This window comes from Nitrospirae bacterium YQR-1 (assembly GCA_039908095.1).
Lineage (GTDB): Bacteria > Nitrospirota > Thermodesulfovibrionia > Thermodesulfovibrionales > Magnetobacteriaceae > Magnetomonas.
In genome coordinates, this window is record JAMOBJ010000104.1 from 1 (window position 1) to 563 (window position 563).

Below are 563 nucleotides of genomic sequence, written 5' to 3' on the forward strand. Positions count from 1 at the left end.
TATAAAAGCGCTGCTGTAGCATATCTCAATGAGGATTCCTCTATAAAGATTTTAAATAGTTTTTACAATATCGGAGACAATAAAATAAAAATAATCGACAGCATCTCGTTTAATATAACCGATATGCTGACCTTTAGCCACATTGTCGGAAAATGGACGGACTTAGAGTTTGATGCAATAATATTTATAGCTCCCCACTATTATTATAATATGTTTATACCGGTTTTAGAGCAATATAATATGAAAAAACCTGTATTGGTCGTATCTCAACCCGATATCGCATTAAGCCAATCAAATAAAAACCAAAACACATCTGATGCGGTATTCTTTCATACATGTAATTTCGATAATAAAACGGATGAGCTGGAAGCGTTTGAAACTAAATTCAATAACAAATACGGTCATTTTCCGGGGCATATCGCCATAGATGCTTATGATTCCATGAGACTTCTTGCAGAGGCCTATCGGGGTGCTGCAACTGCGGAACCTCTGAAGGCGGCACAAGAGATAAGGAAAATAATAAATTATAAGGGACTGTGTGGGACCTATAATTTCAACGACTC

At 36.2% G+C, this 563-nt stretch carries 1 protein-coding gene; it reads left to right on the top strand.

Annotation, left to right across the window (positions count from 1 at the left end; genetic code table 11):
• Nucleotides 1-563 (top strand): hypothetical protein (locus tag H7844_16115; protein ID MEO5358802.1); only part of this gene is annotated, 563 nt, incomplete at both ends.